Raw genomic sequence first — 12977 nt, 5'->3', positions numbered from 1 at the left:
ATAGATCCAACCTGCGCCAATGCGCACACACCTGCAGAAACCGGAGCGTCTGATGGCGACCCTAGAACTGAAAAACCTCCGCAAGACTTACCTCACCGAGGAAATCATCAAAGGAGTCTCCCTTTCGATCGAGGACAGGGAGTTCGTTGTCTTCGTTGGTCCGTCCGGTTGTGGCAAATCCACGCTCCTGCGTATGATCGCCGGGCTCGAAGACATCTCCAATGGAGACCTGCTGATCGACGGACAGCGCGTCAATGACATAGAGCCGGGCCATCGCGGACTGGCCATGGTCTTCCAGTCCTACGCGCTCTATCCCCATATGAACGTCTACAAAAACATGGAATTCGGCCTGAAACTGGCCGGCATGCCTGAAGCTGAGCGGCGCGAGAAAATTACGGCTGTCGCCAAGACGCTACAACTCGAAACCTACCTGCACCACAAACCAGGCCAGCTTTCGGGGGGGCAGCGCCAGCGTGTGGCTATCGGGCGTGCGATCGTTCGCAACCCGAAAGTCTTCCTTTTCGATGAGCCACTCTCCAACCTCGATGCGGCTCTCAGAGGCCAGATGCGCGTCGAACTCGCTTCACTACACCGCAAACTGGGAGCCACGACCATCTATGTGACACACGATCAGGTCGAAGCCATGACGATGGCTGACAAGATCGTCGTTCTGCAAAAGGGTGTGGTGGAACAGGTAGGCTCCCCACTTGAGCTTTATCACCACCCCCGGAACATGTTCGTCGCAAAGTTCATCGGCTCTCCGCCCATGAACTTCCTGCCCGCAACACTTATCGGTCGGGAGCACAGCAGTTCGATCATAGAATTCGCAAGCGGCTCCAGCATGCACGTTCCCGTGTATTCCAGCGCGGTTGCCGAAGGATCAAAGGTGACCGTTGGCATCCGCCCCGAGCACATCGAAGTCGTGGAAGCCGGTGAAGGATCGGGGAAAGTCGAAGTTGTGGAACGCCTTGGCGCACTCACGCTCCTGCATATCCGCCTCGCGAACGGTCAGCTGATCGTTGTGCAGACCGATGGCAGCGACACTTCGGAAATCGACAGCCGCGTCGGCCTTCATCTCCCATCAGAGCATTGTCACATCTTTGCCGAAGATGGTCTCGCATTCGAAGCCCTCAACCGCCACCCACTTGCTGCCTGATTTCAGCACAAGACAAGGACACTCCACTATGTACATGGAAAAACTCCGCCTCGACGGTCGCACGGCAATCGTCACGGGTGGCGCTCAGAATATCGGCCTTGCCTGCGTAACAGCACTCGCGGAAGCTGGCGCACGCGTCATTATTGCCGATCTTGACGAAGCACTTGCCAACAACTCGGCTGAAGAGCTACGCGCTCTGAGCCTAGATGTCGGCAGCATCAAGCTCGATGTTACGAGCACGGAAAATGTAAAGACTGTGGTGGATGCCTTGCACGCTCAGGAAGGACATCTGGATATTCTCGTAGCCTGCGCGGGAATATGCATTTCCGAGGTCAAGGCCGAGGACATGACAGACAGTCAGTGGCTCAAGCAGATCGACATCAATCTCAATGGAATGTTCCGCTGCTGTCAGGCTGTGGGGCGTGTGATGCTGGAGCAGAAAAAGGGCTCAATCGTTGCGATCGGTTCGATGTCCGGTCTGATCGTCAACCGTCCCCAGCAACAGGCTGCATACAACGCTTCCAAGGCCGGTGTGCATCAGTATATCCGCTCTCTGGCTGCGGAGTGGGCGCCACACGGTATTCGCGCCAATGCCGTTGCACCAACATATATCGAAACGACCCTGACGCGCTTCGGCATGGAGAAGCCGGAACTTTATGACGCGTGGATTGCAGGCACCCCAATGGGGCGTGTGGGTCAGCCTGACGAAGTTGCATCCGTGGTCCACTTCCTTGCTTCAGACGCAGCAAGCCTGATGACGGGCTCAATCGTAAATGTCGATGCAGGCTTCACCGTCTGGTAAACGCCACTCAGAAAATGCAGCCCATCAGACTTCAATGGACATGATGGTGCTGCTTTTTCCAATATTCTTCAATCACATCACGCTCATACCGTAAGTGCTGACGGATCCAGTTGATCATGCCAGACGCCGTTACCACGACTATTCCGGCAAAAGTCCATCCATCAAGAGGCTGATGGAACAGGAAATAGCTAAACACCACAGCCCACAGCATCTGGCTGTATTGAGGTAGCGCTACCCTGTTTGCGGGTGCCAATGCCGTCGCCATCATCATAAGCAACTGCCCGAGTGCGGCCAGAAATCCATAGCCGAACAGACAGAACCAGATTGAAAATCCGTGTGGCCAGGTTGCATGTGTGAACATCAGTGCACCATCACCGATAAGTGGCCCAAAGAGGCTTGATCCAAAAAGTGACAGGCGTGCGCTGTCAGGTCCTGCCAGACGATATGCAATGACGCCCACCGCATTCGCCAAAGCTGCCACTAATGCACAGAGATGCCCGAAATGCAGTTCACGCGCCCCCGGACGCAAAACGATCAGCACGCCCAAAAATCCCAACACAACCGAGACCCAGGCCCAGCCGTTAACCCTCTCTTTCAGCAAACCAACCGAGAGAATGGTTACGAAAAGCGGCATTAAAAACATCAGAGACAATGCCTCAGGCATCGGAAGAAGCATGAATGCCTTGACGCTTGCGGCTGTCGCTACAAATGTTGCAACGGCACGCAAAATCCACATCCCCGGCTGCCCGGTGGAAAAAATATCCATATATGTTTCGTGCTTTTTGCGGATAAACGGCAAAAGTAGGAAACCAAACACACCTCCGGAGAACGCAACTTCGAATGGATCTAGCTTTCCCCCGAGAAGCTTTGAGCAGGCATCACTTACAGAAAAAGCCGCAAACGATGAAAATGCCAGCGTCATACCTAAAGACAGGGGAATCGATTTCATTCATCTCGTCCAAATTGAAACGTGCAACCAGAGATGGCTACATGAAAAATTCTGACACGAGACTATCATGACTAATCAATATATTACAAATATCCCCCTTGGATACACGTATACGAAATGATATTGATATATTATTACCAATAATTAGATTAGGATATTAATTTCTTTTATTGGGATTAGTATCGCTATTTAAGTTGTCCGGAAAAGAATTCAGTCATCCAGAGATACGCGCTTTCCCAGTCCTGATTACGCAGGAAGGTATGTCGTTCATTTGGGAATGAATGCTCCTGAAAAGCGACTCCCTGCTCCGAAAGAAGCCCGGACAGTATGACTGACTGCGAAAAGTCAACATTCCAATCATCATCTCCATGAACCAGCAACACAGGCGAGCGCCAGTTCTGGATTGACGCAGCAGGAGACGAGCGCCACGCAGTTTCTAACCTGGCCTGATTTTCATCCGGAGAAAGACCCATTCGTGACGGATCAGTCAGATCATGCACACCATGAAAATCAGCACCTGCTGCGAAAATATCGCTGTTCCGGGCCAGTGAAAGTGCTGTCAGGTACCCGCCCCAACTACCGCCCCACACGCCGATCTTGTGCGGGTTTACATCAGGCCGATGTTGCAGATAGGAAGCTGCGGCCAGAACATCCTGATATTCACTCGCCCCTCTGTCGCCTGTGTGTAGTGCGTTTCGGAAGCCTTCACCATATCCCGTGCCGCTACGGTAATTGACGGTCATGACGACATAACCATCTGACGCAAGTGTCTGGTTCATCAGATAGGCGTTGGAGTAGTAATCCATAGGATTGAACGCGGGCAGCATTTGCCGCTTTGGCCCCCCGTGAAGGAACAAGAGCGCGGGCTTACGCGCATCACTCCCCGACGGCGGAAGAAATACCTGTCCATGAAGATCGGTCCCATCCGCACTTCTGAAATGGACATTCTGCGGCGTAACAAATTTTATACCCGCTGGAAGAACAGGCTCAACAGGCGTCTCAAGATCGCTTTTTCCATTCAACACGACCGGATGGGCAGTCTGCTCAACGCCGGTTTCCATAAAGGCTATGGAATGCCCGGCTGGCACAACAGAAAACTGCATCTGATTGCCATGCCCAAGCCGAACGGGCGCGCCACCCAGCAGAGACTGCGACCATCCATATGACGCGTCCAGATCACCCGCGTTGGACGTATAGATCAACGACTGTTCATCGCTATCCATACAATACGAAGAGACTTCGGCATTGTCAGGCGTGAGGGCTCTGGGGGTAGCGGCGTGTGCAAGGTCAAGTTCGTACACCCGCATCCAGCCGCTGCCTTCCCATGGGAAAAGCAGATGAGTATCGTCAGCCCAGATGAGCGACATCCCTTCAGAAGCAGCAAAGCGCCCACCCTGCCCAGAAGGAGCCTTCCACACCTCAGAGCCCGTTTGCGTCTTCAGATCATAGACATGAATCGACCAGAAGCTTCCCTTCTCCACTTGATCATCGTGCAAAGGCGCCCGTGAGCGGACAAAAGCTATCTTCGATCCGTCTGGAGAGAATTCGGGCAAGACATCATGGGCAAAGGCCGGATCGATAAACTCCAGCTTCCCATTGCCCGCACCGGAAAGTGTGAAGAGCCCGATAAGACTATGTGTTCCACGCCGGAGCGAGAAAAGCAGCCTTGTCCCATCCGCTGACCATTTGAGGGCCTCTATGCTGCCCACTGTTTTTAGAACAGCCGCAGCTTTTACAGCCACGCGGCCCTGAAAAAGAGTCCCCCCCTCACTGAATGCCAGCATCTTGCCATCTGGCGAGAATGCCGGGCTATGGCCCTGCCCCGCGATCACATTCTGACCTGAAGGAAGGACTACATGGACATTCTGTTTCGGCAGGTTGTTCTGAAGGCCCGCATTTGGAGGGGCGCCGTCTGGATATTCAGGATCACCATTCTCAACGTAAGCCGCGATGCGTCCGTTCCGGCTCAATGCCAGATCCCATAAAAGAATACCGTCATCCCGCGTGTAATGGGTCAGCAATTTGGGGGATTTTCCATTCTGTGAGACGAGCACATTCCTTGCTCCACCACGATTTTCGACCCACGCAATGACCGGGACGTCTTTTGCTCCCACCATGTCATTGGCAAAAGGCATTGCAAGAAGCCGGGAAAGATCCTGCTTCAGCACCTCTGGAGAACGAGGTGACGCCCCATAGGCAGGATGGGCTACGGCTATAACGGCAAGGCAGATTCCCGCCATAACTGAGCTTCGGAAACTCTGGGGAAAAAGTGTTGTCATGTTTACGATTACCCTCAGCGCTTGATATGCGAAAGCGTTGTCAGGATCTCTTCTTCGACCCGGCTAAAAGACGAATACACACCGCTTTTCGGGCTTGTATCGTTGGGGAAACCATCCGCCACAAAAATGTAGGCATTACCGCCTTCAGGTTCATACCAAAGCCCGGAATGCAGACCATAGGCATCACCAAGATGACCCTTCATGGCACCATGATATCCAGCATATGGAATCGCCGGACGACCAGAAGGATCGACTGCTCCGTTCAACAGGATCACGCCAAGTCCATAGCTCGATATAGGGTAAGCTCCTTCGCCATTATGACCATCAAACTGCCAAACGGGGGTTTCCATGAGTTTAATGCTAGAAGGAGAGAGCAATCTCACATTGCCCAGAGCGCCCCGCCCCTGCATGAAACGCGCCAGCCTTCCCAGACCATTAACCGAAATTCTCAAGCCTCCCTGCGGCGAGAACAACGTACCATTGTCACCAGGCCGATAGTCCCGCAACACCGCGTTTGACCATCCGCGCAATGGAGACATGTCCACCTGCGCCTCGTAGCCCTTTGGACCATATGCATAGAGTGTCGCCAGCTTTTCAGACGATGGAATGTCCAGAACATTATATCCACCTGCAATACCCAGCGGCTTCAGGACATGCTCTTTCTGATAAAGATCAAATCGCTGGCCGGTAACATGCTCCACCATCGTGCCGATCAGGCCAAAGCACAGATTGCAATACGCAAAATATGCTCCAGGACCGCGGCCTGCCTCGTGCGCGAAGTGATAATTTACAGCGCCCAGCTTATGTGTCTGGTCAAAGAAGCTCGAAATCTTCTGGCCGGGTGGCAAGTTGTAAACATCCGCATCGCGAATGCTGGACGTGTGACTCAGCAGCATTCTGGCCGTGATCGGTATAGAAAGATAATTCGGATTTCTGAGCTTGAATCCCAGATAGTCCGATACATCCTGATCAAGCGATATTTTCCCTTGTTCCACCAGCTCCATAAAGCCGATTGTTGTTACCATCTTTGAAATGGATGCGACCCGGAACAGCGTATCGGCGCCTACGGCAACAGTTCTCCCCTGATCACTACGGGCAAACCCTGAAAAGTAAGCATACTCAGGACGACCATTATGTAATTTGAGTACCGCCATGGCAGCTAGCGGGGTGGCCTCACCAGAAGCCATGATGTCGTTCATGCGAACGTCTATCGACGATGCAGAAGCAGTACCGGAGGTGAGCATAACTGCAGCAGACACAGCAAGGGACATCAATGAGAATCTGAATAACTTCAGATCCTCAAATGTTCTGCGCCCATGGATTGCCGTCACTGCTGTTAGATCCCTCTGATCATGGCGAATTTTGACCTGACACTATGCTCCCATGAGCAAGCAGACCATTAGGTACACGACACCAGGGTATAACCATGGGCTAACCATACCGCGAACAGAGTGCTTAAGATCCCTCGAAACTTTCCGAACCAATTACGCCTTATTACAGCCATGCTCGAAGCGTTTCTATTAATCGAACACGGCATCCTGTGGCTCCCACAGTTTGGACATTACGAGGCTTAATTATGCAGAATAAGTCATTTGCCATACTCCTACTGGGAGCCTCCCTGGCACTGGTATCAACTGCATATGCAGATCCACACGGACCCGATAACCGTGGAAATCAGGGCCGCGATTTCAGAAACAATCCTGGTGGCCCGTCTCAGTATAATCGCGGAGGTCCACCATCATTTGATCGCAACCGAGTATGGCATCGTGGCGATCGCTATGACGGCCCACACTACAAGCCATGGATGGTCAACAACTGGCGCCAGCAGCGCGGCCTCTGGGCACCTCCTCGTGGTTATTACTGGATGCAGTATGGAAACCAGTTCCTGCTGACAGCCGTTGCTACCGGCGTGATAGCAGGCGTCGTCAACGGAGGCGGGATGGTGCAGCCAGTTTCTCCCGGTTATCAGCCAGCCCCCCCTCCGCCTCCCGGCTATCGTCCGTACTGAAAAATACCTTCCCCGAAGGTCTGAGCACTCCACTTTCGGGGACGTTTTACACTTTTACAAAATACGCTTTACTCTACCTATTTTTCCCGTAGCCTTTCGGTCCATGCTTCCACTTGGCGCGTATATTCCTTAACCTCCGCTAGGTGCGGAAGGACCCGCAGCGAGACGACGCCAAAACCGACAAAAATTCTCGCGTTTCCAGACAGACAGCCATTCTGGCGAGAATAATTGTTGCCGTGTTGGGCGCTCAGACTGACGTCTTTCCGTTGTCATCGTCATCTCCAAAAATGGCGTGTTGCGATGACAAGTTGAATCCGCTCAATACCGTCCTCATGATTTCCAGAAGACATTCATAGAATACAGAATGACCCCGTTCATGTCCGGCTATTGCAATTATTGTGGTCATGCGGTCCTCGAGACCTTCTTTAGTGCCTGCCTATAGCATCAAATTAAAGGGTTCCGACTTGTCATTGATAGCCAATCCTCCTCCAAACTCGCTCCGAGCACAGTATGCAACCCGTTTAGCGTTCCTAATTGCGGGTTTTTCTGGGGCGGCATGGGCGCCGATCATTCCCTATGTCAAACTACGATGCGGACTCACAGACGCTCATCTTGGCCTCTTTCTTTTGTGTCTGGGGATGGGTTCGATCGTGGCTATGCCTATTGCAGGAAGTCTAGCCGGACGCTTTGGGTGTCGATGGATCATCGCAGTCGCCACCCTGGCAGTTTGCTGTAGTCTGCCGGTTCTTTCGTCTTCAAATATTATACCGCTTCTCGCCGGTGCTCTGATCATTTTTGGGGCGGGTGTTGGATCGATAGACTGCGTCGTCAATGTTCAAGCTGTTATTGTTGAACGAGCGTGCCAGAATACCATGATGTCGGGTTTTCATGGCCTTTTCAGCGTAGGGGGTCTCCTGGGAGCGATTGGCGTGAGCACGTTACTCAGCCTTGGCTTTTCCCCGTTTCAGGCATCTTTGGCTGTTGTTGTACTGTTAATGCTGAGCGCTTTCCTGGCACTTCCCGGCTTACTGACTGGACGAACCCATTCAGAATCTGGACCTGCCTTTGCATTTCCTCATGGGATCGTTCTCATCATCGGGGTCATGTGCTTTATCGTCTTTCTCGCAGAGGGGGCTGCTATAGACTGGAGCGCGGTTTTCCTGACGACAGTGCGGCATGTTGATATGCGCTACACGGGGCTGGGATACGTTGCATTTGCCTCTACAATGACCATTGGCAGATTGTTGGGAGATCGACTGGTTCGCCATGTCTCAGGTCGTGTGCTGGTGACAGGCGGAAGTCTGCTGGCTGCTCTGGGAATGTTACTGGTGACGATAATCCCGGTCTGGCAGATGACCCTCTTGGGTTACGCACTGGTGGGCGCAGGGTGTGCGAACGTGGTTCCAGTGCTCTATTCAGCCGTTGGGCGACAGACCTTCATGCCAGAACATCTTGCAGTGTCTGCCATAACAACACTTGGATATTCAGGAATTCTGGTTGGACCTGCGGCCTTGGGATTTGTCGCCCAGATTGTAAATCTCCCCTTCGCGCTCGGAAGCATCGGGGTCTTGCTTGTCTTTGTCACGATGATGGGACTGATGCTACCTCAGGCTCTCATCAATGGTAAAACGCCGAAATGAGAAACGCTGAATTTGAGAGGAGGACACTCAATCCAGCATTTCGCAAAAAACGATCAGGATAGCCCTGAAACAAGAGCTAGATAATAGTTAGTCAGCTGAAGCATATGTTGCTTTCCGCAGTGCCGGCAGCATGTCTTCCGGTTCCGGGCGGCGGGTATAGTCAGGATTGACCTCAGCATAGAGGATTACGCCGTCCTGCCCGATGATGAAACGGCCGGGCATCGGCAGCGTCCAGCTGTCATCACCATTGAAAGACGGAAGATCGTTCTTCAAATTGGTGTAGAGGTCCACGAGATAGTCCGGCAATGCGAACCGCAGACCAAATGCTGCTGCAACGTCGTTATGGACATCCGACAGGATGGGGAAATCAAGGTGGTTCTGACGCACCGACTTACGGCTGTTCACTGCCGTCTGTGGTGAGATGGCAATCAGACTTGCACCAAGTTCGCGGAAGGATGGCAACGCCGCCTCAAGAGCCTGGAGTTCCATATTGCAGTATGGGCACCACACACCGCGGTAAAAGCTGATGACCAACGGGCCTTTTGCAAGCAGTTCGGTGGAAGACACCGGATTGCCATCAGGATCGTTCAGCGTGAAAGACGGAGCCTTATCGCCGGCTTTGAGCGCCTTTTCTGCTGCACCTGCGGCGATCAGTTCAGCTGTGGCACGATGCATGACTTCAATCACCGAAGCAGGAACATTATAAGGTGGCTTGCCCGCTTCAAAGTCAGCTTTGAACACATCAAGTTTTGCCTGAAGAGACATGGGTATTTCCTCTAAAATAAAGCAACGCCTGACGTTAGAGGTGTTGGTTTTTTCAGGGATGATGGCATGTAGGACTATTAGTCATTCCATGTCGGAATAACCGTTAATCGGAGTATTGGGCACGTGGATCATGTGCTCCTGAAGGCAATTTACCTACCTGAACTTGCGGAGTGGAGAGAAGGAAACAGTCTTCGAACGACCCATTCCATCGTGAGTCCTTGGACAATAATTGTGAAGACCACCACGCCGTAACAGATAGGCAGAAGCAGATCGCGTAAGTCACCATCTGGCAACCCAAGTGCTAGCGAAATCGAGATGCCACCACGCAGCCCACCCCATGTCAGAATACCCAGGACGCGACCTCGCTCCCATTGCCTGATGTGAACCGGGAGCGTTGAAAAGAGCACGCTCATTGTCCGTACGGCGATGGATAGCGGGATTACGGCAAATGTTGCCAGCACAGCAAACAGATGAGGCGTGATCTCAAGGATTTCAAAGCCGATAAGCATGAACAACAGAACGTTCAGCACTTCGTCGATGAGTGTCCATGCAACGTCGAGTTCTTTGCGAGACGCTTCATCGAACACGGAATGGCTGTAACTTGTTCCGAAGCACAGACCGGCCACGACAACGGCAATCGCTCCGGACATTCCAAGCTGATTGGCGATGCCGAAGGTTCCGGTGGCCAATGCCAGTGATGTCAGCAGGTCGATATGAGTATCCCGCTGAGCCTTGAGTACCCGCAAAGCCATCCATCCGGTCAATGCACCCAACAAGCCACCACCAATTGCCTCCCGGCAGAAACTCAGCGCAATCTCGGAACTGGTCACTTCCTGACCTCCTCCGGTTGCTAATCCGATCGTGACACCGAAAATGACAACGCCCACGCCATCGTTGAACAGACTTTCACCTGCAAATACAGCCTGAAGCGGTCCCGGTAGCCCTAGACGCTTCAGCATCCCCACAACTGAAACCGGGTCCGTAGGCGCAAGAATGGCACCGAGCACGATGCACCATGTAAAGGGAACCGAATGGCCTAACAGGGGAAAAACGTACCATGCTGCGACCGCCAAAAACGTTACAGCAAGAACGGTTCCCAGAATGGAGAGGGCTGTCACAGACATCAGTTTCGCCCTTAGATGTCCGACATTGACCTGCATGGCCCCGGCAAACAGAAGAAGCGATAACGCGCCATTCAGAAGTGCCGCAGGGAGATTGATGGCGCCAAGCACCGATCGTGGAAAAGCCTGGAAATCGTAGGCCGGCAGCAGTGAACTTAGGATCATGATCACAAGTGACGTCAGCAACGAGAAAATCAGAACACCAATTGTGACAGGAATACGCAGTGTGTGACGATTGAGAATGCTGAAGCCGGCCGAGAGGGTCAGAAGTAAAGCAAGAAGGCTGATGGTATCCATACCTTCATCGCTGGACACTTGCGGCCCATACGTCAAGGAAAACCAGTAATGTCCGCTATCAGGAAATCTTGACAAATCTTAGAGCGACAGAGAGGACTTAGGTTACCGGATCATGCGACAAAGCGGTCCGTACATATTCATTTATCGCACTTGCTGCCTGATCCAAGCTTTGTCTGGCCCAGGTCGTCATGAGTGATCCTTAAACCCAGGTTAGAGATCTGTGCTCTGAACACGAGATTAGCCGCCAAACGTTGTATCGACATCTCACTCTTGAGGGTAAAATCAGGTAGGACGAGGGAAATTTTGTTACAAAAACACGAAAAATCTCTCAAAATTGAGACCTACGGCTTACGTTTGACCTGACCAGCATGAGCATCGATGGATACCAGCAAAAATGGCTGGTGACTGCGGGATTGCCCCTGATGAAACATCGGAAGACGGTCCAGTTGCGCGACGGGCAGCCAGAGACGACCGTCAGGGGCAAGGCAAGGTGCATCCGCCCAGTGCAGACGTGGGTCCGAGATCAGTCTCGTGACCTTTCCGGAAACGTCCCTTCGATAGACACCGTTATCCTTCAAATTGGTGAAGTAAAGGTTTCCGGCAGTATCCATGGAACTGCCCCCGATGGGAGGTAAATCTGCCCAGGGTTTCACAGCCGCAGACAGATCGGTTGACGACACATTGGGATCATCGAGCAGAGTTGTCGGAACTTGAGACCACGGCCCTTCAAGCGGCCCGAAATACAGCGACTTCCCGTCCGGACTCACTTCTAGCGGATCGACATTCACCAGAAGCGCTTGATGCGGATGGCTCTCTACGACATGCCCATCCATGACAATCGGTCGATCTGTCCGTGCGCGTGTGGACGCGTCATTGTCCAGAACACGACATGCCTGACCTGTTTTGATATCAAGAACGATCAGCGCTGCCTTGCCCCCATCCGTGAGATAGGCGTGCGTCCCGTTGAAACGAATATCATCGATATAACTGCCTGCCTTCGCGATTTCTGGGCCCAGAGGATAGATCCTCAGCACATGACCTGTTGCCGGATCAATGCGGACCAGTTTGGCGCCTTCAGGTATGGGAGCACCTCCAAAAGACGGAGTTCCCGTATCAACAACCCAGAGCGTGCCGTCAGGAGCGACATGGAGGGCATTGACGCTGACAAACCGATGCGTCGCATCCCGTCCGGGTTTCCAGCCATTCCAGTCAGCATCCGGAAACGGCTCTATCTCTTTGCTCTTCGTCAGAAGACCCACGGCAGGCCCGGAAAATCCGGTCCAGCGAGGGCCTGCGACAAACACATGACCACCAGCAAGCGCCACGGCGTTCCAGTCCATTGACTTAGTGGTCGCTTCGATCCTGATGGTCTGGGCATGCGACGGGACGGAATACGTGCAGGCCGCAACGAAACCCATGCAAACGGCAATAGCGATCCTGCGCAGGCCTTTTTCTAGGAAAGCCTGCCGTGGATGCTGTTTCATGAATCCCATGATGTCAGATTCCTGCAATAAAGCCGGACGGCGTACCGTCGGCAGGATCGACAAACACCACGTCGTCTGGCGCCCGTCGCGGCGTGTCGATGGCCAGAAAAATAACTGGATGGCTTAGAATGCGGGGTACGGCATGCACCGCCCGACGGAGGAACACCAGAAGATGGCCGGGGGCAAACGGCGCCTCTTCCTTGGGATCATCTATCCAGAATGTGCCTGTCCCGGAGAGAACATGGAGCACTTCATCGCACTGGGTATGATAATGCGGCGGCACCTCCCGATAAATCCGGAAGACCCGGATACTGGCTTCCGGCTTGTCCGTCAGATAGGTGTCCAGCAGCATTGTGTCCGCCGTTTCGGGGAACGCCGCCGCAATTTTATTGAGATCGAAGCGACCTCCCGGCCTGTTCAGGGTCATCAGATGTTCTTCGTCATTCATGAGGTCTGCTCCTCTCAAGCGCTTTGAC

The 12977-nt window shown here is 53.0% G+C and carries 11 protein-coding genes; 4 read left to right on the top strand and 7 right to left on the bottom strand.

The genetic code is table 11. The annotated features are described in order from the left end of the window. The first annotated feature begins 52 nt into the window (after window positions 1-52). Both GWA01_RS04290 and GWA01_RS04285 read left to right on the top strand, forming a co-directional pair. Window positions 53-1156 carry an ABC transporter ATP-binding protein gene (locus GWA01_RS04290; protein ID WP_146794347.1) on the top strand — a complete coding sequence of 368 codons (1104 nt, stop codon included), beginning with the start codon at window positions 53-55 and terminating at the stop codon, window positions 1154-1156. A 28-nt stretch (window positions 1157-1184) separates the two neighbouring features. Next, a complete protein-coding gene (locus tag GWA01_RS04285; protein ID WP_146794345.1) occupies window positions 1185-1958 on the top strand; it encodes an SDR family NAD(P)-dependent oxidoreductase in 774 nt (257 codons plus the stop codon). 31 nt (window positions 1959-1989) lie between these two features. Here the strand turns inward: GWA01_RS04285 and GWA01_RS04280 are convergent, their stop codons facing one another. The 3 genes from GWA01_RS04280 to GWA01_RS04270 all read right to left on the bottom strand — a co-directional run bounded on the left by GWA01_RS04280 (window position 1990) and on the right by GWA01_RS04270 (window position 6457). Next, entirely contained in the window at window positions 1990-2907 is a 918-nt protein-coding gene (locus GWA01_RS04280; protein ID WP_146794343.1) for a DMT family transporter, read from the bottom strand. Between the two features lie 185 nt (window positions 2908-3092). Next, window positions 3093-5186, bottom strand: coding sequence for a S9 family peptidase (locus GWA01_RS04275; RefSeq protein ID WP_146794341.1), 2094 nt, complete (start codon window positions 5184-5186; stop codon window positions 3093-3095). 14 nt (window positions 5187-5200) lie between these two features. Further along, a complete protein-coding gene (locus GWA01_RS04270; protein ID WP_146794339.1) occupies window positions 5201-6457 on the bottom strand; it encodes a serine hydrolase domain-containing protein in 1257 nt (418 codons plus the stop codon). Window positions 6458-6762: 305 nt separating this feature from the next. Between GWA01_RS04270 and GWA01_RS04265 the strand changes: the two genes are divergently transcribed. Beyond that, window positions 6763-7194 carry an RcnB family protein gene (locus GWA01_RS04265; RefSeq protein ID WP_146794337.1) on the top strand — a complete coding sequence of 144 codons (432 nt, stop codon included), beginning with the start codon at window positions 6763-6765 and terminating at the stop codon, window positions 7192-7194. Between the two features lie 404 nt (window positions 7195-7598). Further along, a complete protein-coding gene (locus GWA01_RS04260; RefSeq protein WP_222592688.1) occupies window positions 7599-8834 on the top strand; it encodes an MFS transporter in 1236 nt (411 codons plus the stop codon). An 87-nt stretch (window positions 8835-8921) separates the two neighbouring features. On the opposite strand, the gene GWA01_RS04255 is transcribed toward GWA01_RS04260, so the two are convergent. The 4 genes from GWA01_RS04255 to GWA01_RS04240 form a co-directional block, all read right to left on the bottom strand. Next, entirely contained in the window at window positions 8922-9599 is a 678-nt protein-coding gene (locus GWA01_RS04255; RefSeq protein ID WP_146794333.1) for a peroxiredoxin-like family protein, read from the bottom strand. A 149-nt stretch (window positions 9600-9748) separates the two neighbouring features. Next, entirely contained in the window at window positions 9749-11017 is a 1269-nt protein-coding gene (locus GWA01_RS04250) for a cation:proton antiporter (protein ID WP_146794331.1), read from the bottom strand. A 341-nt stretch (window positions 11018-11358) separates the two neighbouring features. After that, window positions 11359-12501, bottom strand: coding sequence for a major royal jelly family protein (locus GWA01_RS04245; protein WP_229315992.1), 1143 nt, complete (start codon window positions 12499-12501; stop codon window positions 11359-11361). 13 nt (window positions 12502-12514) lie between these two features. After that, window positions 12515-12949 (bottom strand): cupin domain-containing protein, encoded by a 435-nt coding sequence (locus GWA01_RS04240; RefSeq protein WP_146794328.1) that lies wholly within the window; start codon window positions 12947-12949, stop codon window positions 12515-12517. Between the last annotated feature and the right edge of the window lie 28 nt (window positions 12950-12977).

The sequence above is a fragment of the Gluconobacter wancherniae NBRC 103581 genome (assembly GCF_007988885.1).
GTDB lineage: Bacteria > Pseudomonadota > Alphaproteobacteria > Acetobacterales > Acetobacteraceae > Gluconobacter > Gluconobacter wancherniae.
This window is presented reverse-complemented; position numbering and strand designations above follow the sequence as displayed.